The following is a 21,076-nucleotide window of genomic DNA, read 5'->3' on the forward strand; positions in this document are numbered from 1 at the left end:
TTTGGAAAGTATATTATGCTGTGAACAAATTAAAGGCTTAGTCGGTGAGACTGTAAAAGTAAATCTTCGTGGACCAGAGAGTCGAGTGGGGGTACTTGTATCGTTAGGAAGAGATTACCTTACATTACAACTTCCTCTTGGTGAATTAGTATATTACCAATTGAAACATGTGAAAAGTCTAGTTAAGAAAGTGAAAGAAAGTAAATGTGGCGATGGCTATGTTTCATGTTTCTGCTCTGATGATGATACTTTTGTCGATGTATTACGTGACTTGAAGTATAAGTGGGTAAAGATTAATCGTGGCGGCCCAGAGTGTGTAGAAGGCTTATTAAGTGAAGTGCATGAAGAATGTATTACGCTAGTAAACGGTGATGAAGTTATTTATATCATTAATTATCATATCAAGAGTGTGAGTCAAGTAGTGAAATGTAAAAAGAATGAAGATGAATAATGTTTAATAAATAAGAGGGGCATTATGAGGGAAAGAGAAGAACAATTTCTTATTTCGATAGTATGAAAAGGAATTACTTACTATTAAGACAGAACATTGCCCTGATTATTTTTTTGAAACGGAAGATTGGAAAGCTGAAATTCATAGGAAGGAGGATATAGATGAATGAGTTAAACAAAAGTATTGGGGAAAATATATATGTTAAATTAATCGGTGAAAAAAGGTTTAAAGGTATATTAATAGACGTAGGAAATGACATTATTGTTCTTTACAATGGACAAGACTATGTATATATATCTTTATATCATGTACAATACTATAAATTTTTAAGACCACATGACGAAGACATACTAAAACCAGATGTTGATTCTGTAATTAAGAGGGAATCCCCTTCAATTTCTTTGAGAAAAGTATTAAGTACTTCTAAAGGGATTTTTACAGAAGTCTATGTAGCAGGAAATGCTCCAATACATGGTTATGTTACAAGTGTGATGAACGACTATATTGTTTTTTATAGTCCGGTTTATAAAACGGTATATATATCTTTAAAGCATTTAAAATGGTTAATTCCGTATAAAGAAAACCAAGTACCGTATGCCCTCAATAAAAATGAACTCCCCGTAAATCCGTTAAATATTACATTAGCTAGAACATTTGAAGAACAGCTTATTAAAATGACTGGGAAAATTATGGTGTTTGATTTAGGTGAGGAGTCCAATAAAATTGGAAAAATGGCGAAAATTGATGAAGGTCATATTGAAATATCAAAAGCACGTGATGCAAAAATGTATGTGAATATTCAACATGTAAAATCCGTCCATTGTCCGTAGATTAGTTGGAAGGGCTGACTTTTTCTTTTATATGCAGAAGAAAAGGTCGAGCCTATTTGTTTTAGTTTAATTTGAAGATGAGGGGAAAAATGAATTGAATATAAACATAGTATAGTGTGATTTTTTAAAAGGTAACTTTGCACTAACTTATAAAAATTGTGTACGAGCTATCTTTTTATGTATTCAATTTATTTTTTGAGGAGGAGTTGCTCAACTAATTTATTAAAGGGGTTTTGTTCGTGGAGCAGTTTCCGAATTCGTTATCAATTACATTGCTTGGTAGTGCTGGTGGAGCAGCAAAAGCAGTTTTAGCAATTTTAAATCAAGCGATAGCAAATGAAAAAGATCCAATTTATGAAGTATTAAAGAATGCCAAATTTCATTTAGTGGATATAAAACAAAAAGATAGGACTTATTATGATGAGTTGTTTTCGAATTTGAAAGGTCAATTATATTTATATGAGATAAACCTTCAAAATGTAGTGGAATTTAAACAACATTTAAAAGAAAAAAGTACGAGTGTTGTGATTGATGTTTCAGGGGCAGATACAGTTAGAGTATTAAGCTGCTGTAATGAATTAGAAATTTGTTATATTAATTCAGCTTTGGAAAATGAAGCAGTAGATCAGGACGACAGCTTAATCGGCTTTCAGCTTACGGAAAGATATACAAGGTTTGAGAAGGAGAAAGAGAAATTTACAAATACAAAAGCGATTATAGGTTCAGGTATGAATCCAGGTGTTGTTCAATGGATGGTTGTTGAGCTTATGAAGGAACGACCAAATGAAAGGCCAAGAGCATGTTATATTGTAGAACATGACACGTCGTTTTTGCATGATACAGCACTTATAAAGCCACATACACTTTATGCTTCATGGGCAGTAGAGCGATTTTTAGATGAAGCAATCTGGAGTTATCCGATGTATATGAGTCATCATCGGCCTCTTTACTTTTATGAAGATGTATATGCTTCAGAGTATAAAGTGAAGTTAGGAGAAAAAGAATTCTATGGTTGTTTAATGCCACATGAGGAAGTATTAATTTTAGGGAAAAACTTCAATATGGAAGTTGGTTTTCTTTACCGAATTAATGAGTATACAACAAATATAATTAGACAGAACTTAGATCAAGTAGAAGATTTATGGAACTGGAATCGTAAAGTGTTTAATCCAGCGGAAGAAGAGGTTGCTGGAGAGGACTTGGTCGGTGTGTTACTCGTTTATGAAAATAGTGAGACATATATGTATAATGTAATGAATAGTAGCCAAGTTTTTCGTAAATATAAAACGAATGCAACGTATTTTCAGGTAGGGTGCGGAATTTATGCGGGCTTGTCTAGTTTACTTTTAGATCAATTTGAACAAGGTGCTTATTACGTCGAGGAGTTGTTATTAAATACAGAAAGTAAGTACGGTGAGTATTTAAATTTATATATGAAGGATTTTGTAATAGGGCATAATAATTTTACTGATGGATTGTTACATGATAGGGTAAGGTGGATATAAGTTGTTACTAAAAGGAAGGAGAGATCTCCTTCCTTTTAGTATTATAAGGTTAAATATTGCCCTGAAAGCAATTTCATACTTATACTTTAAGGAGATAACAATGAAAGTTTTTTGTATCGATCAAGGGGAGTTTTTATATGAACAAATACAAGAGCTTGATTTATGAAGAAAGAAGAGCCTTAAAGGTATTTATATTATTATTTTATATTATATTCTTTTTATATGACGCTATATATTATTTTGTATATCCTGCTATGAATATTAGTGGAACAGCGGTAGGGTGGCCAGAAGGTAGTCTTGGGATAGGTGTGCCTATATTTGTAATAGCATTATTTCCTATTTCTATATATCTTCAAAAAAGAGGGTATGTATATTCTGTAAAATATTTATTTTTATTTGGATACATGTTTATCAATCTTGTTAATAATTTAATGATTTATTTGCGAACGGATAGACCTTTTGAACATGGTAGTATGGTAGAAATGCTGTTAATTTTATTTGCCCCAGTTTTCGTGAATAGAAAATACTTTTATTTAGTTTCCTTTAGTGTAATTGGAAAGTACGTATTTTTCACATTGCTATTACAAGATTTAAAAGTGATAATTCCACTTGTTTTATGTGTATTTTATTTCATTATTTCACATTCTTTATTAAAACGATTTCAATCTTATGTAAGAACAGTGGTTGAAATGATGAACAATATGAAAGAGACGGAAAATTTAGCTGTGATTGGGACTATGTCTACAACAATTGCCCATGAAATTCGAAATCCACTAACAGCGTTAAAAGGGTTTACGCAAATGCAAAAAGAAAGAAATCCAACTGATACGATGAGCTACGACATTATGCTACAAGAAATTGAAAGGGTTAATGGATTTGTTAGTGAATTGATGTTGTTAGGGAAACCAAAGCCAACAAATTATGAAAGGTGTAATATACGAGACACCCTTCTATATGTTGTGCATCTAATGGAAAGTTATGCAACGCAATATAGAGTTAAATGTAATTTACAAGTAGATGGAAATCTACCGGCTATAAACGGTGATGATAAGCAATTAAAACAAGTGTTATTAAATATCATTAAAAATGGAATAGAATCAATGCCAGAGGGTGGAGAAATTCATATCCGTGCATATCAAAAAACGCAAGGACATTTGTGTATTTCTGTTGAAGACCAAGGATGTGGTATAGAGAATGAGAAGTTAGAAAAAATCGGCAAGGCGTTTTACACAACAAAGGAGAATGGTACAGGACTTGGATTAATGATTACATATAAAATTATTAAGGAACATCAAGGGAGTATCACGATCCAAAGTAGTCTAGGAGTAGGAACGAAAGTAGAAATTTTTCTGCCGACCGTTTAATGTATTTGAGAAAAGATTTTTCAGAAAAGTGTTCTTGTTGTGTAAATATAAACATTTTATAAAATGTTTCAAGAAGGGTTTTTTTTATAAAATACTTCGTTTATAATGGAGGAAAATATCGACATGAGATTGATTGCTCATGTAACGGTTCAGTAGTGTTATGAAAAGATAAGAAGGGGTGCACGCGCATCCTTTTTTCTATGCAGATATTATGAAAGAGGTGGTATGATGGAATTAACATTAAATTCGACTGTATGTTTACACACGATTCAATTTCGAAAAGAGCAAAAGAATTATACTGTAAAAGACACAATTACAGGAGAAAAGTATGAAATGCCGCCACTTTGGATTGATGCATTGGCAATGATGCGTGACGGTTTTTTATTGGGGGAAATTGAGGAGAAATTAAAAGAAGAGTATCCATCCGAAGAAGTGAATATGTTAGCATTCACGAAGCAACTGTTAGAACTAGAACTTGTTGAAATGGTAGATGGGGAAGAAATAGCTTGTACAAAGAAGAAAGAGAAGGATTATTTAGCTTGGTTACGTCCTCATGTTGAGCAATTCTTTCTTAATTTAAATAAAAAAAATAGAAGCAAAGGTCAATGATGATCTTTGCTTTTTTGTATAGTTTGTTTAAAAAATTACAGCAAATGCTCTTGCAAAAGCACCGTCGCTATCTTTAATTTTTAAAGGTGCTGCTGAGAAGAAGAAACGTTTCGTGTGAATGGCATCTAAGTTTGTTAAGTTTTCGATTAAATAAATATTATTCCCAAGTAGTATGTGATGAATTGGTGATGTTTCTGTCGTTACCTCATCAGGAGAAATAAAATCTAAACCGACAGATTTTACTTTTAATTGTACTAGTTCCTCGGCTAATTCTTCAGAAAGATAAAAAGCTTCTTTCTCATACGCCTCCGTGTTCCATTTAGTAGATAGATTGGAATGGAAAATAACAATATCTCCTTCTTTTATATCAGCATCGTGCAGTACTTCTTTAGGTAGTTTTCGTTCTTGTACATGAGTTACATCAATAAGAACAGCTTCACCTACAAATTGATCCAGCGGTAATTGATCGATGGTCGTTGCGCCTGAAATAAAATGCGCAGGAGCATCACAATGCGTGCCAACATGAACGACAGAATGAAAATCTGTAACTTGATAGCCTGATTCTTCAACACTTGTAACAGCTTCTAGTTGTATTTTAGGTGTTCCAGGAAATTGAGACATATTATTTTCAAATGTTTGTGATAAATCAATTACTTTCATTTTACATACCTCCAATATATGTTTTTCAAATAATAAAAAGCTCATCCTTCAGTATCAAGAAAGATGAGCTTTACATGCTAGTTGAGTTTTATCTTCCAAAATGCAATGCATTTTGCAGGAATTAGCACCTATTCAGTTCGTATAAACTGAGGTTGCTGGGCTTCAAAGGGCCAGTCCCTCTGCTTCTCTTGATAAAGAAGTATTCAGTTTAAAAATCTTAATTTTCTGATAGTTAAATTGTAATTCATTTCCTTTTTGTGTGCAATACAAAATAGGTATTCACCCAAATAAAGCCGCTCGCATATTGTAGCTTATGTAAATAGAATGCTGCGAAGGAGTGAGTGCAGTGACAGGAAATGTATTGAATTATTATGCTGGTGGTAATACAGCTAGGGGATTTCACAATTTATACGAAGAGAATTTAAAAGGATTAGACAGATTATTTATCTTAAAGGGTGGTCCAGGAACGGGAAAATCTTCTTTAATAAAGGCAATAGGTCGTGAATGGGTTGGAAAAGGATATGATATTGAATTTTTACATTGTTCTTCTGACAATAAATCGGTTGATGGTGTAATTATCCCACAATTAAAAGTAGGAATTGTTGATGGGACATCACCGCATGTTATTGAGCCAAAAATGCCAGGAGTTGTTGAAGAGTATATAAATTTAGGAATTGCTTGGGACTCAGATAAACTAAGAAAGCAGAAGTTAGAAATTGAAAGATTTGTTTCAGAAGCAAGCAAAGCTTTTCAGTCTGCTTACGCACGTTTTAAAGAGGCATTGGTTATACATGATGAGTGGGAGAAGATATATATTGATAATATAGATTTTAATAAAGCAAATGAACTAACCGATCAGCTAATCCAGAAATTATTTGCAGATAAAAGCGGGAGACAATCGCTTGTCAAACATCGTTTTTTAGGAGCTGCAACACCGAAAGGAGCAGTTGACTTTGTTCCTAATTTAACAGAAGGGTTACCACATCGTTATTTTATAAAAGGCCGCCCAGGATCTGGAAAATCAACGATGCTCAAAAAGTTAGCTGAGGCAGCTGAAGAAAAAGGATTTGAAGTTGAAGTATATCATTGCGGATTTGACCCGCATAGTCTTGATATGGTTATCGTAAGAGAATTAGGCTTTGCAATTTTTGATAGCACCGCACCGCATGAATATTTTCCAAGTCGCGAAGGTGATGAAATTATTGATATGTATGCCCTTATTGTTACGCCAGGGACGGATGAGAAATATGCGAAGGAAATTCGTGATGTTTCCATTCAGTATAAAGCAAAAATGAATGAGGCAATGTCTTTCTTAGCGAAAGCAAAATCGGTTCGTGATAAATTAGAACGAATTTATATTGCTGCTATGGATTTTTCAATAGTAGATGCATATAAAGAGGAGATTCAAAAAGAGTTTGAACGAATTGCTGCTACTGTAATCGAAAAGCAACAATAGAAGTTTTATTAGGCTGTCAGTAATTTCTGACAGTTTTTTTAGTATGTAGTAAAATTAATAGTGTATTGTCGAATTTCCAAGGAAATAATCAAAAAATGGAGATGTTATGAAATGAGAGAGAAAATCGAGTTGGAGTTAGAAAGAATTGAAAAAGAGAATGATGTAAAAATTTTATTTGCGGTGGAATCAGGGAGTCGTGCTTGGGGATTTCCATCGAAAGATAGCGATTATGATGTTAGGTTTGTTTATATACATCCGGTAGAATGGTATTTATCAATTCATGACAAACGTGATGTAATTGAATATCCAATTAGTGATGATTTAGATATAAGTGGTTGGGATATTAAAAAGGCGTTGCAACTATTCGCGAAGTCGAACCCAGCTTTACTTGAGTGGATTCGATCACCAATTTTTTATTCGAAAAACTCTAATTTTCCAGAACTACTTCAACAGATGAGTGAGAAGAATTTTGATCCAAAAGCAACGATATATCATTATTTACATATGGCGTCGAAAAATTATCGTGAATTTTTGCAAGGTGAGAATGTAAAGCTGAAAAAGTACTTTTATGTATTACGTCCTATTTTAGCTTGTAAGTGGCTAGAAGAGAAAGCAACTTTACCACCTGTAGAATTTGATCGATTGATTACAGAATTACCATTAGAACGTAGTGTGTTGGATGAGATTGAAAAGTTGTTAATAAAGAAAAAAGCAGGTACTGAATTAGATGTTGGATTGAAAATTAAGGTGCTAAATCAATTTTTAGAAGAACAAATTCATTACTATGGGCAATATGTAAAAGGAATTGAAAAGGGATCAGGGATCGATATTGAAATTTTAAATACACTATTTCGAGACATGCTGTTTGGAGCATATGAAAAAGAGCACAAGTAAGTTTGTGCTCTTTTTATTTTGTAGGAATGAAGAAAACAGATATAGCTGCGATAAGACCTGCAAAGGAGAATAAGTAAAAATTCCATGCTAAGTCATATTGCATTGTCATAATAATACCGATGAGAATAGGGCCAGCAATTGCACCAACTCGGCCAAGTCCCAGTCCCCAGCCTAAGGAGGTAGCTCGGATATGTGATGGGAAGTATTGTGTTACATATGCATTTAATATTTGAGTAATACCGACCGATCCAATACCAGCAAGGCCAATTAAAAGATAAATGATTGTAACAGATGGCTTAATTGTTAATAGTCCGATACATATGGCTGCCATAAGATAAGAGATGCTAATAACAATTTTTGCGCCTATACGATCAGCAATTGCTCCAGCGAATAACGCACCAACAGCTGCGGTAATATTTAGCATAAGTAGAAAAGACAGACTAGATCCAAGAGGATATCCCGCCTGGCGCATCATCTGTGGTAACCAAGTATTTAAACCGTATATTAAAAACATTCCCATTATATAAGTGATCCAAAAAAGTAGTGTTGCTTTTATGTATTCTTTTGAGAATAAAGTAAAAAATCCATTTTTCTTTCGTATAGTAGATGGAGCTTGATGAGTTTTATTTTTTACATGAAATTCAATTTGAAAACGATTAAGAATTTGGTTCACTTCTTCTTGGCGATTACGTGATAATAAAAATTGAATGGACTCAGGTAAATAGCGAATAATGAAAGGAATGAGGAGTAGTGGAATCATTCCGATACCAAACATAATTCTCCATCCGAAATCTTCTAACATAAACATAGACAAAATAGCACCTAATACGATACCTAAAGGATAGCCAGTAAACATAAGAGCATAAATAAAAGATTGCCTTTTTTTTGGTGAATATTCAACAGTAAGTGCTGAAGCCGTTGGGATAACACCGCCTAATCCGATTCCTCCTATAAATCGAGATAATCCAAATAACTCAGGAGAAGAAGCGATAGCCGCTAAACCCATTGTGATAGAAAAAAGTGCTAAACAGCATATAAGCGTCCATTTACGCCCAATTAGATCTGTAATCGTTCCAACTAGAATAGCCCCAATAAACATCCCAAATAAAGCATAGCTTGCAATTGTACCAGCGTGCGCTGGTGATAGCGCCCAGCTTTTGTCTTCTAGGAGCTTTGGTAGAACGGCACCGTAAATACCTAAATCATATCCATCAGCTAAAATGGCTAGCCAACAAATAAAAACAACAAGTTTTGTAATAGAGCTTGAAAAGATAGTTTCTGTAGATTCTAGATGAGGTGGAGCTGAAGGTTGCATAATATTCACCCCTTTTAATTTGTAGATGAATATATTATTTTATTTAATGTTAATATTTCCCTCCCTGTGTCGAAATTTATCTGAAAAGATTTTATAACAAATAAAGAAGTTCAACCGTAATTCTGTTGAACTTCTTTATTTGTTTACTCATTATCAACTCGTTTTAACGGTTGATCTGCTGGGCCTTCAAGAACGTCTCCCTCAATTGAAAAACGAGAACCATGGCAAGGGCAATCCCAAGTACAATCACCATTATTCCATTCAACTTCACAGCCGAGATGTGTACAAGTTGTATCGACGATATGTAATTTTCCTTCTTTGTCCTTATAAGCACCTGCTCGTTTACCGTTAACATGTACGACAGATCCTTCACCAACTTCGAGATCTTCTGGCTTACGTAATGCGGTTTCAATCTTACCTTCAATTAAATGTTTCGCAACATCAATGTTTTGGGAGAGGAACGTTTTTATATCTGGATTTGCATGGAAGCGTGATGGTGCATACAGTTCTTTATAGGGACTGTGGACTTTTAAGATGGAGTCCTTCAGTAGGTGAGCGGCAGCAGTTCCAGTTGTCATGCCCCATTTGCGATATCCAGTTGCAACAAAGATATTTGGATTTCTTTCGTTAATATGTCCGATATAAGGAAGCTTATCTAGAGTGATTAAATCTTGTGCTGACCATCTATAAGGAACTTCGTCTATTCCAAAAGTTGCTTCAGCAAAAGAATAAAGTGCTTCGTAATGAAGCATCGTATTTATTCCTTGTCCTGTTTTATGACTCTCTCCGCCAATCAAAATTAATTTTTCTCCATTGTTTGTTATATAGCGTAAGGAGCGCTTTGGATCATCAATACTTAAATACATGCCACCTGGATAATCCGTTTTTGCTTTTATTGCAAGAGCGTAGGAGCGTTCTGCGTACATTCGCGTAAAGAAAAAGCTATTTGCATCATAAAAAGGAAAATGTGAACAAGAGACGACATATTCACAAGTGATATGATGGCCCTCTTTTGTAATTATTTGTGGATGATCTCCCTTTTCCACATCCATAGCTGTTGTTTGTTCGTAGAGCTTTCCGCCCATCTCCACAAACTTTTCTAAAAGTGTTTTTAAATAAAGAAGGGGATGGAATTGTGCTTGATTTTTCATTATAAGCGCAGATTGTACTGGAATAGGAATCGATAGAGATTGAACATAGTCACAAGGTATATTTAATTTTTGATAAGCTTCATATTCTTTCGATAAATTTCTTAATCCGTTATCGGTAGTTGTATATAAATATGAATCTTCATTTGAGAAATTACAGTCGATTTTATATGTTTGAACAGTTTCATTTATGAATTGTAGAGCCTGATTATTTGATTCATAGTAAAGCCCGGCCTTTTCTACACCGAAATGGTTTATTAATTCATCATAAATAAGATCATGTTGTGCTGTTACTTTCGCTGTTGTATGCCCAGTCGTTCCGTTTAAAATACGACCAGAATCAATTAAAACAACATCGATGCCTTCTTTTGCAAGTAAATAGGCAGTAGTAATACCTGTAATACCAGCACCGATAATAGCAACTTTTGTCTTTATATTTTCGGATAAACGAGGGAAAGTAGGAAGCTGAGTAGATTCAATCCAATAAGATAGCGGCAGTTGTGGAAATGTATCACTTGTCATTGCGGAAACCTCCTGATTTTAGAACAATTTTCCTTTTAATATTTCCATATTATATGAAATTTATGTGTGTTGTTTTAGAAGTAGTCTATTTTTATTAAAAGAGGTTATAAATTATTTTAATATAATTAATTAGGTGGGGCATTATGAAGTAGTGGGATTTATATAAAACTAAATTCAAGTGATTCTGTTTGTTGATTACATAGGGAGTTATTGAATGAGATAGAGTCTATGGCTTTTAAGAAAATGTCTATATATAGTGGGTAAATCCTTATGGAATCTATACATTTTCTTTAGTGAAATAAAGTATGATTATAAAAATATAACCACCTTTTATTACTAGGTCATAAAAGGTGTTGACAATATAGAAATTCTATTGTTATGATTCATCATGTGGAAAGGTTGATAGAGAGTAAAAAGAGAAATGTTTTTCATTGATAATAAAAGCGAAAAATAAGTGACGATAGAGTGAGTATATTTTCCTTATAATAGATGCTTTTTGGATCATCTAGTAAAATCAATCTGGAAGCAAGAATTGATATATGTAAGTTGCGCAAGGCGCGGCATAAGAAAGGAGCAAAAGGATGAAGGAGCTTCATACGTTTGGGTGGTATGCAGCACGTGTATCACCACATTTGCCGAAAAAAGCATTTAAACCAGTGCCTACTCGTTTATTTGGTGGACTGGCTTATTTGCTTGTGGCATTGGCGGGGTTAATATCGATTGGTGTATTTGAATTGAATGTGTGGGCGAATCTAGGAATTGCGATTGTTCTTGGATTATGTTTTGCTTCACTTGGATTTTTAGGGCATGAAATTTTACATGGAACTGTTGTAAGAAAGGCATGGCTTCGTGACTTCTTAGGCGCGATTGCATTTATGCCATTATCAACAGGGCCAAAGCTTTGGAGAAAGTGGCATAATGCAACGCATCATGTTCATACACAGCATGAAGAGAATGATCCGGATGCATGGCCGACACTTGAGAAACTTAAGAAGAGTAAGTTTTTGAGTTGGGTATATCGTATGCCTTTACATGTACGTTCATTCTTTAGTTTTCTGTCACTAACAATTCAATTTACATTGCATTCGACTCGAATGTTCTTTCATTTTATAAAAGAGTTCAAGTCATCCAATCAAAAATCTGTATGGCTTCAACTTCTTTTGCCTTGGACAGTTTGGATTAGTTTATTGTTTATTATGGGACCTGGAAAATGGTTATTTGCATATGTCATTCCGTTGTTAATTGCTAACTTTATTGTAATGGCATATATCGCAACAAATCACCGCTTAAATCCAATTGTTCCAGTAAATGATCCGTTAGCAAACTGTTTGTCAGTAACAGTGCCGCGCTGGGTAGACGTTTTACATTTCAATTTCTCATATCATACAGAACATCATCTGTTTCCTGCTATGAGTTCTAAATACTATCCGTTAGTAAAAGAGAAGATTAAAGAAATGTGGCCGGAACGCTATCATGAGATGCCGATGACAAAAGCTTTGGCAGCGCTATGGAATACACCACGTGTGTATTATCAAGGAAGTGAATTAGTGGATCCGCATAGAGAGCATTTCTATGGTTCTTTAGGAAATGGACTAGATCCTCATAATATTTCATATCGTGAGGAACATATAGAGGAAGAAAAGAGTATTAAAAAAGTAAATCAGTAAAAATTAATATATTTTTGCAATGAAAAAGCAAGCCATCTCAGGCTTGCTTTTTCTTATAAAGAAACTTCCTTTTTGTTCTTTTTATGGAATTGGACGGAGTTAGTTTCTTTTCGTTGTAGTCGTTTTTCTAAGAGATTAACAAAATAAGTAAATAGAAGAACAAGTACGAGATAGTATACACCAACGATTATGTAAGTATCTAATTGTTGGAAGTTACCTGCTGCAATTGATAAACCTGATCCCCATAACTCGGACAGTCCTACGTAAGCGACAAGTGAAGAGTCTTTTAATCCGATAATAAATTGGTTTCCTAGAGGAGGAAGAGACAGACGAAATGCTTGTGGTAATATAATCCGGCGCATAGCTAAAGGGTAAGGCATACCTAAGGAGCGAGCGGCTTCCAATTGTCCCCGGTCGACGGATTGAATGGATCCTCGGAAAATTTCCGTAATATATGCACCGTTATGAATTGCTAAAGCGATTGCTCCTGCCCAAAAAGGGGAGAAAACAATGACAGATGTAATGCCAAAATAGAGAATTGCGATTTGAACGATTAAAGGTGTACCACGAATAATAGCAATATAGATATGAGCAATGCTATTTAAAACTTTGTTATTCGAGATCCGAAAGAAAGCAAATAATAATCCAATTAATGAACCGAGTACTAGGGAGGTTAATGTTAATTGTAATGTGACAATAGTAGCTTTTAAGAGTGTGGGATAGGTAGAGATAAAAATTTCAAACATGCGTTTCACCTCATATTGTATAGATTTTAGTAGAGAATGAAATGCCCCACATAAAATGAACATTTAATCAGTGGGGCACTGTTTATGAATCTTTTGAATGGCTAACTTACTTCGTTTTTTCCTCTTCACCGAGAATATTACGCCCGAACCATTTTTTACTGATCTTTTCATACGTACCATCTTTAATGATTTCATCTAACGCTTTATTTACTTTCTCAACCATTTCTTTATCATCTTTGCGAATAGCAATTCCCATTTCATCAAGATTTAATGGTTTTCCGGCTTCTTTTATATTTGATTTTCCTTCTTTTATCATACGTAGACCAACCATTTGATCCGTAATTACTGCGTCAACACGCCCAGGCTCTAAATCCATAAGAGCAGTAATATCGCTGTCATATTCAGTGATTTGATCTGTATATTTTGCAACAAGATTTTTAAAGGTACTAGCTTTTACAACACCAATTTTCTTACCTTTTAAATCTTCTGGAGAAGAGATAGCGTTATTCTTTTTAGCTACAAAAATTTGGGCGCCAGAGCGATAGTACGGATTTGAGAAACTAACAGCTTTTAAGCGCTCCTCTGTAATTGCCATACTACCCAGTATTACATCATATTTCTTCGCTTGAAGACCTTGAATCAGCGTTTCCCATGGGTTTGTAACTGGCGTAGCCTTCATGTTCATCTTTTTAGCAAGAGCTTCACCGATTTCTACATCAAAACCGACAAGTTTGCCGTCATTTTCTTTATAGTTAAAAGGTTTGTATAATCCACTCATCGCATAGCGAAATTCTTTTTCACCATTTGTTGAAGTAGTAGAGCTTTCTTTGCTACAAGCTCCTAGTATGAAAGATGTACATAGTGTAATGCTAGCAACAATGGTTAATAGTTTTCTTTTCATAAAACCCCTCCTATATATTGATCATACGGATGGTTTTTTAGTATGTTATTGAAATATTTTATTTGGATGATTAGTTGTGCACCGTATGAATGTATTGTTTTTCGTTCGAAACAAAAGTTACATTATAAAACGTTGCGTAAAAATTGTTTTGCCCGTTCATGTGATGGAGCTGAAAAGAATTGTGCTGGCGGAGCATCTTCTACAATCTTTCCATCATCCATAAAGATGACGCGATCAGCTACATCTCTTGCAAAATTCATTTCATGAGTAACAATAACCATTGTCATCCCTTCTTCAGCAAGTTCTTTCATAACTTGCAATACTTCTCCAACAAGTTCAGGGTCTAAAGCTGAGGTAGGCTCATCAAATAGCATAATCTTAGGGCTCATTGCAAGAGCTCGTGCAATGGCAATGCGCTGTTTTTGACCACCTGAAAGAAGATGAGGAGTTACATCCGCTTTATCTTGAAGGCCGACTTTTTGGAGAAGTTGAGTTCCAATATCCTTTGCATTTGCTTTCTCTAATTTTTTTACGTGAATAGGTGCTTCTATGATGTTTTCTAGTGAGGTCATATGAGGAAAGAGGTTAAAGTGTTGAAAAACCATACCGACATTTTCACGGACTTTATTTAAATTTGAATGCTTTGGATCAATTCGCTCACCTTGTAAGTGAATTTCGCCTTCATCGTACATTTCTAAAAAGTTAAGACAGCGAAGTAATGTACTTTTACCAGAACCACTGGCACCAATTAAAACAACAACTTCTTTTTCTTTTACTTCTAAATCAATTCCTTTTAACACATCAAGTGAACCGAATGATTTTACTAGATTTCGAACTTGAATCATACAAAACCCCCAGTTAAAAATATATTTTACAAATGTTGCCCCTTATTTCTGTTATTAGTCATAAATTGTCAGAATCCTTTATTTTTTTCGTGCAATTTGATATTCAAAGAAATAATATTTTTAAAATCTCTATATCCTTCTATAATGAAAATATGGATAATAATATATAGGTAGTATTTATATTGCTTATAAAAAGGGGGAAAAGGAAGATGGAAAAAGAAAGGAAAACATTTTCTTTTGGATTACGTACACAACTTATGCTATTCACTACAGTTTTAGCTTTCATTACATATTCAACAAGTATCTTTTTTATTTACGTGATATACGATTATTTTCAAAGTTATGTAAGTCAAACTGTATATAATATTATCGTTATGTTATTAGGGGTAGTATGGTCTGGAATTTTAGCATATGGAGCAGCCGTATTTTTAATTAAACCGCTTCGCAAGTTAGAAGAGGCGGCAAGAAAAGCAGCTGAGGGTGATATTCGTGAAGATGTTCCATTACCGAAGACAGATGATGAAATTAAATCTTTAAGTGTTGCATTTAATATGATGTTAGGAAACTTAAGGGGCATGGTAAAAAATATTGATACAACATTTTCGTATACAAATAATCAAGTACAGCAGATTAGAAAACAAACAGGCGAAGCAACGAGACAAGCGCAAGGTGTATCTGAGACACTTGCAGAGATTTCTTCAGGTGCTGAGCAATCAGCGGCATCAATTCAAGCAATTGTTTCTGCTGTTGATACAACGACTTCTATTGCAAGTGAAGTAGAAGAAAAAGCGAAGCAGTCTGATACATTGTCTTCAGAAATGGTTGAAGCTTTAGGGCATAGTACTCGTGTCTTTACGTCTTTAATTCAAGGTATTCAAACATTGGCAAAAGAAAATGAAGATTCAATGCAAAATGTACAGAAGTTAGAAGAACGAATGAAACAAGTAGAACATATTGTGTCTGTTGTGAGTGCGATTGCTAGCCAAACGAATTTATTAGCACTAAATGCTTCTATTGAGGCAGCTCGCGCAGGAGAGCATGGAAGAGGCTTTGCGGTTGTTGCGGAAGAAGTACGTAAACTTGCTGATGAAAGTGATCATTCTGCAAGAAACATATCGCAGTTATTACGGAATATGCAAGATGAAGTACAACAAGTTGCAATGAAAATGACAGAACAAGTGAAAATAGCTAAAGAAGAGGCGAAACGTGGGGAAGCTACGGAATTAATTTTAAAAGAAATGTCATCAAGTGTTATGGAAGTAGCCGATGCAACTCAGCAAATTAGTAGTTATATGAATGAACAAGTGAGCCACATTCATCAAACAGGAGCACAAACAAAAGCTGTAGCAGCAATTGCTGAAGAAACGTCAGCTGGTTCGCAAGAAGTGGCGCGTGTGACGCTACAACAGTCTAAAAATATGATAGTAATCGATCAATTATTAAAGGATTTAGAGAAACAAGCAACTGATTTGAAACAAACAATTGAACGATTTTCAATGTAAAAGGAAGAACAGAATGCTGTTCTTCTCTTTTTTATTTAGCTTGATTTAATATTTACAGTTAAACTATGAACGTTTCCGCAACATTCTTTTCTGTCCCTTTCGGATGAAAATTATAGCGAGCTATAATATTAAAAGGGGTGTCTTTTATGAAAAAAGAAAAAAGACAACGGTTAATTAAACAATTTGTAAAGGAGTATGAAATAGATAAGCAAGAAAGATTAGTAGAATTGTTAGCAAAAAAAGATGTATTAGTAACACAAGCTACGGTTTCTCGCGATATTCGTGAGTTAAACTTAACGAAGGTACCTTCTCAAGAAGGATTAATGATATATAAAGTTTTCTCAGAAGAGCATGTACAAACTGATATAAAGTTAAAGAAAAAATTACGAGAAGTTGTTGTGAAAATTGATTGTGTAGATCAATTAATGGTTATTAAAACATTACCTGGTAATGCACATGTTATTGGTGTTTTATTTGATGAGTTAGATTGGAAAGAAAAAATAGGATGTATATGTGGAAATGATACATGCCTTATAATTTCACAGTCGAAATCAGATAGGGAGATTATAGAAGAAAGATTAAATTTAATTATTTAGATGCAAAAATCCTGTTTTTAATAAAATTAAAAACAGGATTTTTGTTTAAATACGGAAGTTAAATATTCAACATATATGCGTAATATATGTATTTTTTATTGAGAAAGCGAGATAGTTTGTTATAAAAATACATATTCGTATGATTTTAAAAAAATAACTTGTTTAATATTTCACAATGATAATGTGGATACTTTCACAAAGATGAAAGTGCAGAGCATTTATTATGTACTTGTAAGACATCAAACATATTTAAAAGGAGGTACAACAAATGAAACATCCGATACATGTTACTTCAGAAATTGGGGAATTACAAACGGTTTTATTAAAACGACCGGGTAAAGAAGTGGAAAACTTGACGCCAGATTATTTGCAGCAATTATTATTTGACGATATTCCATACTTACCAATTATTCAAAAAGAGCATGATTATTTTGCACAAACGTTACGCAATCGGGGTGTTGAAGTTCTTTATTTAGAAAAACTAGCCGCTGAGGCGTTAGTAGATAAAAAACTTCGAGAAGAATTTGTTGATCGTATTTTAAAAGAAGGACAGGCCGACGTAAATGTTGCACATCAAACTTTAAAAGAATATTTACTTTCCTTTTCAAATGAAGAATTAATTCAAAAAATTATGGGCGGTGTACGGAAAAACGAAATTGAAACAAGTAAGAAGACACATTTATATGAATTAATGGAAGATCACTATCCGTTTTACTTAGATCCAATGCCTAATTTATATTTTACTCGTGATCCAGCAGCTAGCGTGGGCGATGGCTTAACGATAAATAAGATGAGAGAACCAGCGCGTAGACGTGAATCATTATTCATGGAGTACATCATTAAATATCATCCAAGATTTGCAAAACATAATGTACCAATCTGGTTAGATCGTGATTATAAATTTCCAATTGAAGGTGGCGACGAGCTAATTTTAAATGAAGAAACAATTGCGATTGGAGTATCTGCTCGTACTTCAGCTAAAGCAATTGAACGTTTAGCTAAAAATCTCTTTAGCCGACAAAATAAAATTAAGAAAGTGTTAGCAATAGAAATTCCAAAATGTCGAGCATTTATGCATTTAGATACAGTATTTACAATGGTTGATTATGACAAGTTTACAATTCACCCAGCCATTCAAGGGCCAAAAGGGAATATGAATATTTATATTTTAGAAAAAGGATCAGATGAGGAAACTCTTAAAATTACACATCGTACTTCTTTAATGGAAGCATTAAAAGAGGTATTAGGCTTAAGTGAATTAGTTCTTATTCCATGTGGAGGAGGAGATGTAATTGCTTCTGCTCGTGAACAATGGAATGATGGCTCGAACACATTAGCAATCGCGCCAGGTGTAGTTGTTACATATGATCGCAACTATGTATCTAATACGTTATTACGGGAACACGGTATAGAAGTGATTGAGGTGCTAAGTTCGGAATTATCTCGTGGTCGTGGGGGTCCACGTTGCATGAGTATGCCAATTGTTCGTAAAGATATTTAGTATAAATAACGGAGAAAGTAGGGATGAATTATGTTAATGACTAGACCAAATTTAAAAGGAAGAAGCTTTCTAGCAGAAAAAGATTTTACACAAGAAGAATTATTATATTTTCTAGATTTGGCAGCAGAATTAAAAGAGAAAAAGAAAAATGGTATTCCGCATCATTATTTAGAAGGTAAAAATGTAGCGCTTTTATTTGAAAAAACTTCTACTCGTACGCGTTGTGCATTTACAGTAGCATGTACAGATTTAGGAGCAAATCCTGAATATTTAGGGAAAGGTGATATTCAACTTGGGAAAAAAGAATCTGTAGAGGATACAGCAAAAGTGTTAGGGCGTATGTTTGACGGAATTGAGTTTCGTGGATTTAATCATGAAACCGTAGAATCTTTAGCACAAAATTCTGGTGTACCGGTTTGGAATGGATTAACAGATATGTGGCATCCAACACAAACACTAGCAGATTTATTAACAATTAGAGAACATATAGGGAAATTGAAAAATGTGAAGCTCGTTTACGTTGGCGATGGACGAAATAATGTTGCTAATAGCTTACTAGTTGGTGGAGCAATCGTTGGAATGGATGTATGTATTTGTACACCGGAATCTTTATGGCCTGCACAAGAAGTAATTGATTTAGCAAAAAAATATAATGAACAGGTAATGATAACAAGTAATGTGGAAGAAGCTGTTGCGAATGCAGATGTAATTTATACAGATGTATGGGTGTCTATGGGGGAAGAAGAAAAATTTGCTGAACGTGTCGAGTTATTGAAACCTTATCAAGTAAATATGAAAATGATTAAAGCAACATGGAATGAAAACGTGATTTTCTTACATTGTTTACCTGCATTTCATGATGTTGAAACGATGTATGGCGAAGAAGTTTATGAGAAATATGGATTGAAAGAAATGGAGGTAACTGACGAAGTATTCCGCAGTAAACATTCAAAAGTATTTGATCAAGCTGAAAATAGAATGCATACAATTAAAGCGGTTATGGCAGCTACTTTAGGAAACATGGAGTAAAGAAGAAAGGGAGTCTTCCTTTCTTCTTTCTCCTCCTTTAGACACGATCATTCACTATTGCTTTTGTATTGTTATTGCAATTTAAGAGAGGTGAGTGGAATGGGTGAAGATAAGAAATTAGGGTTGTTTACACTAACGGCTCTTGTAGTTGGGTCTATGATTGGCGGTGGAGCCTTTAATTTAGCGAGTGATATGGCAAAAGGTGCTGGTGCTGGAGCCATTATTATTGGCTGGGTTATAACAGGAATTGGGATGATTGCACTTGGATTATCTTTTCAAAATCTAACTGTAAAACGGCCAGATTTAGATGGTGGTATTTTTAGCTATGCAAAAGCAGGGTTTGGTAATTTTATGGGGTTTAATAGTGCGTGGGGATACTGGCTATCTGCTTGGCTTGGGAATGTAGCTTACGGTACATTATTGTTTTCTTCATTAGGATATTTCTTCCCAATCTTTGAAGGCGGGCAAAATGTAGCGTCCATTATTGGTGCAAGCGTATTATTATGGTGTGTTCACATGTTAATTTTACGTGGAGTTCAATCAGCAGCACTTGTGAATTTAGTAACTACAATTGCAAAATTAGTACCTGTATTTGTATTTATTGTCATAGGAATCTTTGCGTTTCATATTGATACGTTCTTAGATGGATTTTGGGGGCAAACTGGTTCCTTTTCATGGGGAGCAGTTGGCAGTCAAGTTAAAAGTACAATGCTTGTAACTTTATGGGTATTTATTGGGGTAGAAGGAGCTGTTGTTTTATCCAGTCGAGCAAAAAATAGAAGTGATGTAGGGAAAGCAACCGTTATTGGCTTAATTGGTACACTCATCATTTACATTTTAATCACATTATTGTCTCTTGGACTTATGCAGCAAGCAGATATTGCAGGTTTGAAAAATCCGGCTATGGCTTATTTATTTGAAAGTGTTGTTGGAAAATGGGGTGCTATTTTTATTAATTTAGGTTTGGTCATCTCTGTATTAGGTGCTTGGTTAGGTTGGACTTTGCTCGCTTCTGAAATTCCATATTTAGCGGCTAAAGATGGAGTATTTCCAAAATGGTTTGCAAAAGAAAATAAAAATAAGGCTCCAGTAAATTCATTATGGATAACAAATGGTTTAATACAAATGTTCTTGTTAACATTCGTCGTTTCTGATCAGGCGTATAACTTTGCATTCTCTTTAGCATCTTCAGCTATTTTAATCCCATATGCTTTTTCAGCGTTTTATCAACTGAAGCATAGCTTAAAGTCTGAAGAAGCAGATCGAAATAAAAATATAATAATTGGCTTGATAGCCAGTATTTATGGCGTGTGGCTAGTTTATGCAGCTGGTTTAGAATATTTATTATTAACAATGACTTTATATGCGCCAGGTATTTTTATTTTTTACAATGTTCAAAAGCAAAAGAGTTCGAAGCAAATATTTACTCGAGTGGAATTAGCATCATCCGTAGCAATTGGTGCTTTAGCATTCTTTGCGATTTATGGATTAATTACAGGCAGTATTACTTTATAAAGCGCTGTGAAAGCGAAATC

General features: G+C 34.2%; 19 protein-coding genes and 1 riboswitch. Of the genes, 13 read left to right on the forward strand and 6 right to left on the reverse strand.

The features are described from left to right. The first annotated feature begins 1 nt into the window (after position 1). From AU379_RS25340 to AU379_RS25360, 5 genes are all read left to right on the forward strand, one after another. Positions 2 to 451 (forward strand): hypothetical protein, encoded by a 450-nt coding sequence (locus tag AU379_RS25340; RefSeq protein ID WP_000443836.1) that lies wholly within the window; start codon positions 2 to 4, stop codon positions 449 to 451. Positions 452 to 612: 161 nt separating this feature from the next. After that, positions 613 to 1,281, forward strand: a complete 669-nt coding sequence (locus tag AU379_RS25345) for a hypothetical protein (protein ID WP_001004268.1) — start codon at positions 613 to 615, stop codon at positions 1,279 to 1,281. Between the two features lie 239 nt (positions 1,282 to 1,520). Beyond that, positions 1,521 to 2,786 (forward strand): S-adenosylmethionine decarboxylase related protein, encoded by a 1,266-nt coding sequence (locus AU379_RS25350; protein ID WP_061140011.1) that lies wholly within the window; start codon positions 1,521 to 1,523, stop codon positions 2,784 to 2,786. A 137-nt stretch (positions 2,787 to 2,923) separates the two neighbouring features. Continuing rightward, positions 2,924 to 4,150, forward strand: coding sequence for an ATP-binding protein (locus tag AU379_RS25355; RefSeq protein WP_001046106.1), 1,227 nt, complete (start codon positions 2,924 to 2,926; stop codon positions 4,148 to 4,150). Between the two features lie 228 nt (positions 4,151 to 4,378). Next, positions 4,379 to 4,759 (forward strand): hypothetical protein, encoded by a 381-nt coding sequence (locus AU379_RS25360; protein ID WP_000424119.1) that lies wholly within the window; start codon positions 4,379 to 4,381, stop codon positions 4,757 to 4,759. Between the two features lie 27 nt (positions 4,760 to 4,786). Here the strand turns inward: AU379_RS25360 and AU379_RS25365 are convergent, their stop codons facing one another. After that, positions 4,787 to 5,419 carry a cyclase family protein gene (locus AU379_RS25365; protein WP_000862983.1) on the reverse strand — a complete coding sequence of 211 codons (633 nt, stop codon included), beginning with the start codon at positions 5,417 to 5,419 and terminating at the stop codon, positions 4,787 to 4,789. Positions 5,420 to 5,504: 85 nt separating this feature from the next. Then, positions 5,505 to 5,617, reverse strand: a riboswitch (SAM riboswitch). Positions 5,618 to 5,765: 148 nt separating this feature from the next. On the opposite strand from AU379_RS25365, the gene AU379_RS25370 reads away from it, so the two are divergent. Further along, the gene (locus AU379_RS25370; RefSeq protein ID WP_061140012.1) at positions 5,766 to 6,875 is read left to right on the forward strand and encodes a PRK06851 family protein; all 1,110 of its coding nucleotides are present in this window, start codon (positions 5,766 to 5,768) and stop codon (positions 6,873 to 6,875) included. Between the two features lie 111 nt (positions 6,876 to 6,986). Further along, positions 6,987 to 7,769 (forward strand): nucleotidyltransferase domain-containing protein, encoded by a 783-nt coding sequence (locus AU379_RS25375; RefSeq protein ID WP_001208233.1) that lies wholly within the window; start codon positions 6,987 to 6,989, stop codon positions 7,767 to 7,769. Positions 7,770 to 7,782: 13 nt separating this feature from the next. Here the strand turns inward: AU379_RS25375 and AU379_RS25380 are convergent, their stop codons facing one another. Both AU379_RS25380 and AU379_RS25385 read right to left on the reverse strand, forming a co-directional pair. After that, complete coding sequence (locus tag AU379_RS25380) at positions 7,783 to 9,084, reverse strand: aromatic acid/H+ symport family MFS transporter (RefSeq protein ID WP_001183092.1); 1,302 nt, start codon at positions 9,082 to 9,084, stop codon at positions 7,783 to 7,785. Between the two features lie 143 nt (positions 9,085 to 9,227). Further along, positions 9,228 to 10,754: an FAD-dependent oxidoreductase gene (locus tag AU379_RS25385; protein ID WP_000199992.1), complete on the reverse strand. Its 1,527-nt coding sequence runs from the start codon at positions 10,752 to 10,754 to the stop codon at positions 9,228 to 9,230. A gap of 581 nt (positions 10,755 to 11,335) precedes the next feature. Here AU379_RS25385 and AU379_RS25390 point away from each other — a divergent pair. Further along, entirely contained in the window at positions 11,336 to 12,421 is a 1,086-nt protein-coding gene (locus AU379_RS25390; RefSeq protein WP_000661226.1) for an acyl-CoA desaturase, read from the forward strand. 53 nt (positions 12,422 to 12,474) lie between these two features. Here AU379_RS25390 and AU379_RS25395 read toward each other — a convergent pair whose 3' ends face one another. The 3 genes from AU379_RS25395 to AU379_RS25405 form a co-directional block, all read right to left on the reverse strand. Then, positions 12,475 to 13,230, reverse strand: coding sequence for an amino acid ABC transporter permease (locus AU379_RS25395; protein WP_002004337.1), 756 nt, complete (start codon positions 13,228 to 13,230; stop codon positions 12,475 to 12,477). A 43-nt stretch (positions 13,231 to 13,273) separates the two neighbouring features. After that, a complete protein-coding gene (locus AU379_RS25400; protein ID WP_000823768.1) occupies positions 13,274 to 14,068 on the reverse strand; it encodes an ABC transporter substrate-binding protein in 795 nt (264 codons plus the stop codon). Positions 14,069 to 14,190: 122 nt separating this feature from the next. Continuing rightward, positions 14,191 to 14,913 (reverse strand): amino acid ABC transporter ATP-binding protein, encoded by a 723-nt coding sequence (locus AU379_RS25405; RefSeq protein ID WP_000616925.1) that lies wholly within the window; start codon positions 14,911 to 14,913, stop codon positions 14,191 to 14,193. Positions 14,914 to 15,122: 209 nt separating this feature from the next. On the opposite strand from AU379_RS25405, the gene AU379_RS25410 reads away from it, so the two are divergent. The 5 genes from AU379_RS25410 (at position 15,123) to arcD (ending at position 21,056) form a co-directional block, all read left to right on the forward strand. Further along, on the forward strand, positions 15,123 to 16,415 hold the full coding sequence (locus tag AU379_RS25410; RefSeq protein WP_000410233.1) for a methyl-accepting chemotaxis protein: 1,293 nt from the start codon (positions 15,123 to 15,125) through the stop codon (positions 16,413 to 16,415). 146 nt (positions 16,416 to 16,561) lie between these two features. Beyond that, on the forward strand, positions 16,562 to 17,011 hold the full coding sequence (gene argR / locus AU379_RS25415) for an arginine repressor (RefSeq protein WP_000711827.1): 450 nt from the start codon (positions 16,562 to 16,564) through the stop codon (positions 17,009 to 17,011). Between the two features lie 268 nt (positions 17,012 to 17,279). After that, a complete protein-coding gene (arcA, locus tag AU379_RS25420; protein ID WP_000682331.1) occupies positions 17,280 to 18,512 on the forward strand; it encodes an arginine deiminase in 1,233 nt (410 codons plus the stop codon). Positions 18,513 to 18,542: 30 nt separating this feature from the next. After that, positions 18,543 to 19,541, forward strand: a complete 999-nt coding sequence (argF, locus tag AU379_RS25425; protein ID WP_061140013.1) for an ornithine carbamoyltransferase — start codon at positions 18,543 to 18,545, stop codon at positions 19,539 to 19,541. A 99-nt stretch (positions 19,542 to 19,640) separates the two neighbouring features. Further along, a complete protein-coding gene (arcD, locus tag AU379_RS25430; protein ID WP_000503399.1) occupies positions 19,641 to 21,056 on the forward strand; it encodes an arginine-ornithine antiporter in 1,416 nt (471 codons plus the stop codon). Positions 21,057 to 21,076 lie beyond the last annotated feature (20 nt).

The sequence above is a fragment of the Bacillus sp. JH7 genome, assembly GCF_001563515.1.
In the GTDB taxonomy this organism is placed as follows: domain Bacteria; phylum Bacillota; class Bacilli; order Bacillales; family Bacillaceae_G; genus Bacillus_A; species Bacillus_A cereus.